This is a genomic window from Caballeronia sp. LZ008, from assembly GCF_031451435.1.
Taxonomy (GTDB): Bacteria; Pseudomonadota; Gammaproteobacteria; order Burkholderiales; family Burkholderiaceae; genus Caballeronia; species Caballeronia zhejiangensis.
Genome location: NZ_JARUXK010000004.1, coordinates 259,343 through 262,968 on the forward strand (window position 1 = coordinate 259,343; position 3,626 = coordinate 262,968).

A 3,626-nucleotide genomic window follows, 5' to 3' on the forward strand; every position below is an offset into this window, starting at 1 on the left:
CGGGCCTGAAAAGCTGCTTTCTTTGCTTACTTTCTTTGCAGCAGCAAAGAAAGTGAGTGCCGCCCCGCACAGGGGCAACGCTAATAGACCGACGCGAAACCGGGATCCGGCGAAAAAGCCCCCGAATAACAAACGCTCAGCGAGCAAGATGCAAAGCCCGAACCCACTTCTCGACGCGAAGCGGATCAAGCCTCCCAGTACGTCCATCGCGCTCATCGCAAAGAGCCCCACGAAACCCGGCAATATCCGGCGCGAGCAAACGAATCCTGTCGAGATCGTCCCAACGCAGAGACCCGGCGACGGCAATCATCGTCCCCCGCTTGCGCGCATCGCCGATGCAGGAAGCAAGCGCCCCCACATCGACGCAATCGAACAACGTGCGCCCGTCCTTGCTCGCCGTATCGAACACGATGCCCACAAAACCCAGTTGCGCCGCAAGCGCGGCCAGTTCGCGATCCACGCCATCGTCGGATAACAACACCGGCACGACAGCCGCCGGCAAGCTCGCCAGATGCCGCAAGCACGCAAAAGCGCCCGCCCCGGGCGACACCCCGACCTTCACATAATCGACGCCCGTAGCCGCGACATCGAGCACGCGCGCGGTCATCTCGTCGAGCGCATCGTTGGGCAAATCGCCGATCGTCGCGCTGATCGGCCGCACCGCATACCGCGCACGCAACGCCCCCATGATACGCGCGATATCGCCGATCGCAACAGCGCCCAGCGCGCCCGCGCCCGGCTCCTTCAGGTCGATCAGTTCGGCGCCGGCGTCCGCCGCATCGAAGGCTTCGTCGGCCGAGCGGACGCTCGCGAGCAATGCGGTCATCGTCGAAACTCCAGAGGGATGGCTACGGAAAACGCGTCAGCTCACAGCCTTCGCGCGATGCGCCTCGATCGCCTGCAAAAGCCATTGCCAGGCCTCGCGCTCGGCGTCGCCCGCAGTCTTGTCGATGGCGATCCGCAAATACGCCACCTCGCTATCCACCTTTTCAGGCGGCAACATGAACAGCCGGCTCACGAGAATCGCGCCTTCGACAACCGCCGCCTGCGCGCGATTGAAGCCCGGAAACGGCGCATGCGTCTCGCGATGCACACATTCCATGCGCAACGTCGGGCGCGCTTCGTCATCGAGAAGTTCGGCGAGACGCAGCTCGATATGCGCGAGCGTCGATGCGAGCCGCACGCTTGGCACCGTGCTCGCGGCAACCGTCGGCCAGTCGCGCGCAATGCCCGTCACGCAGCCCGCGAACACGCGCACGTCCGTCGTCAGATTGATGACGGCGCTCTTCGTCGCGATGACGTTATCGAGCGTCGTCGACGGACGGAACGGCGCAAGAATCGCGAGGCCCTCTTCGAAGCGCACGCCCATCGGCGCGATATGCGGCCGGCCATCGCGATCCGCGGTCGTGACGATGGTCTCGTAAATCATGATGGTCGGCGAAAGTAATCGTAGCCGCACGAAAGAGCCGCCATCGCTTCGATGCGGCTTCGTGCGGGTTCGGTCCGCGTTTAGCGGGTGGCGATATACATCGTGATTTCAAAACCAAAACGCATATCGGTGAAGCTCGGCGTGGTCCATTGCATGGGCGTTCCTCCAGATGAGTCGGGTTGATGCCTCGATACCGCTTCGATGATTTGCCGATGCGGACGAATCCGCCAGGCGGCCGGGAGGGGGCCGGCCCTTCGACGATGCAAGCGCCATGCCAATGACATGAAGCGGATGCCGAAGAGCGCGGCTCGCTCATGATGCGCGCCGACTGTGACGAAATCAGAACACAGTGTCCCATTGCTTCGTTCATAAACGCATCAGGGCTATTCCCGACTAAGGCATCGCTTAAGCCCGGGCAAGTAATTCGTGAATTCCTTTCTGTGCGACGCGTGCTTACTCTGCAATCACAGCAGGGCGCGGTTCACAAGCGGCGATCGCTTCGAGCAACACCGCGACGCCACTCTCATCTCACTGTCGAGGAAACGGAATGAACGACTTCAGCAAGGCCGCCGTCGAGGCGGTGCGCAATCCGTCCGATCCGCGCTCGCGCTATGCGGCCGGCGTCATGAAGTATCGCGAGATGGGCTACTGGCAGCCCGATTACACGCCGAAGGACACCGACGTCATCGCGCTCTTTCGCATCACGCCGCAAGCGGGTGTCGAGCCGGAGGAAGCGGCTGCGGCCGTGGCGGGCGAGTCGTCGACGGCGACATGGACGGTCGTGTGGACCGACCGTCTCACTGCATGCGACATGTACCGCGCGAAGGCGTATCGCGTCGAACCGGTGCCGAATGCGCGCGCCGACGAGCCGCAGTACTTCGCTTACATCGCGTACGAACTCGATCTTTTCGAAGAGGGATCGGTCGCGAACCTGACGGCGTCGATCATCGGCAATGTGTTCGGCTTCAAGCCGTTGAAGGCGCTGCGGCTCGAAGACATGCGTATTCCCGTTGCGTATCTGAAGACGTTTCAGGGACCGCCGACGGGCATCGTCGTCGAACGCGAGCGGCTCGATAAATACGGACGTCCGCTGCTCGGTGCGACCGTGAAGCCGAAGCTCGGCTTGTCGGGAAAGAACTATGGGCGCGTCGTGTACGAAGGCTTGAAAGGCGGGCTCGATTTTCTGAAGGACGACGAGAACATCAATTCGCAGGCGTTCATGCACTGGCGCGATCGTTACCTCTTCGCGATGGAAGCGGTGAGCCGCGCGCAAGCCGAGACCGGCGAAGTGAAGGGTCACTATCTGAACGTGACGGCCGGCACGATGGAAGACATGTACGAGCGCGCGGAATTCGCGAAGGAGCTCGGGTCGTGCATCGTGATGATCGATCTCGTGATCGGCTGGACCGCTATTCAGTCGATGTCGAAGTGGGCGCGTCGCAACGACATGATCCTGCATCTGCATCGCGCGGGACATGGGACTTATACGCGGCAGCGCAATCATGGCATCTCGTTTCGCGTGATCGCGAAGTGGCTGCGGATGGCGGGCGTCGATCATGCTCATGCGGGCACTGCCGTCGGCAAGCTGGAAGGCGATCCGTTGTCGGTGCAGGGCTATTACAACGTGTGCCGCGAGGCGCGCAATGAGCCTGATCTGTCGCGAGGAATTTTCTTCGATCAACCGTGGGCGGGGTTGCGCAAGGTGATGCCGGTGGCATCGGGCGGGATTCACGCAGGGCAGATGCATCAGTTGCTCGATCTCTTTGGAGATGACTGCATTCTGCAATTCGGCGGCGGGACGATTGGACATCCGCAAGGGATTCAGGCCGGGGCGACGGCCAATCGCGTCGCGCTCGAAGCCATGGTGAAAGCGCGGAATGAAGGGCGGGATATTGCTCGTGAAGGCCCCGATATTCTTGAAACCGCCGCGCGGGGGTGTACGCCGTTGCAGCAGGCGCTCGATACCTGGCGCGATGTCACTTTCAACTATGCGTCGACGGATACGCCGGATTTTGCTGTTACTGCTACGGCGGGGGTATAAGAGGTTTGTTGTTGTTGTTGTTGTTGTTGTTGTTGTCGCCGGATCCCGTGTTCGTGTCGGTCTATTAGCACTGCCCCTGTGCGGGGCGGCACTCACTTTCTTTGCTGCTGCAAAGAAAGTAAGCAAAGAAAGCAGCTTTTCAGGCCCGCGGTCACA

General features: G+C 61.4%; 4 protein-coding genes. 1 reads left to right on the plus strand and 3 read right to left on the minus strand.

The features are described from left to right. Nucleotides 1-136: 136 nt before the first annotated feature. From QCE49_RS25920 to pqqA, 3 genes are all read right to left on the minus strand, one after another. Complete coding sequence (locus tag QCE49_RS25920; protein WP_250460592.1) at nt 137-826, minus strand: (5-formylfuran-3-yl)methyl phosphate synthase; 690 nt, start codon at nt 824-826, stop codon at nt 137-139. Between the two features lie 36 nt (nt 827-862). After that, entirely contained in the window at nt 863-1,429 is a 567-nt protein-coding gene (locus QCE49_RS25925; RefSeq protein WP_008354334.1) for a DUF447 domain-containing protein, read from the minus strand. Nucleotides 1,430-1,509: 80 nt separating this feature from the next. Then, nucleotides 1,510-1,584, minus strand: coding sequence for a pyrroloquinoline quinone precursor peptide PqqA (pqqA, locus tag QCE49_RS25930; protein ID WP_008354335.1), 75 nt, complete (start codon nt 1,582-1,584; stop codon nt 1,510-1,512). Nucleotides 1,585-1,976: 392 nt separating this feature from the next. Here pqqA and QCE49_RS25935 point away from each other — a divergent pair, with 392 nt between their 5' ends. Further along, nucleotides 1,977-3,470, plus strand: a complete 1,494-nt coding sequence (locus QCE49_RS25935) for a form I ribulose bisphosphate carboxylase large subunit (protein WP_250460594.1) — start codon at nt 1,977-1,979, stop codon at nt 3,468-3,470. Nucleotides 3,471-3,626 lie beyond the last annotated feature (156 nt).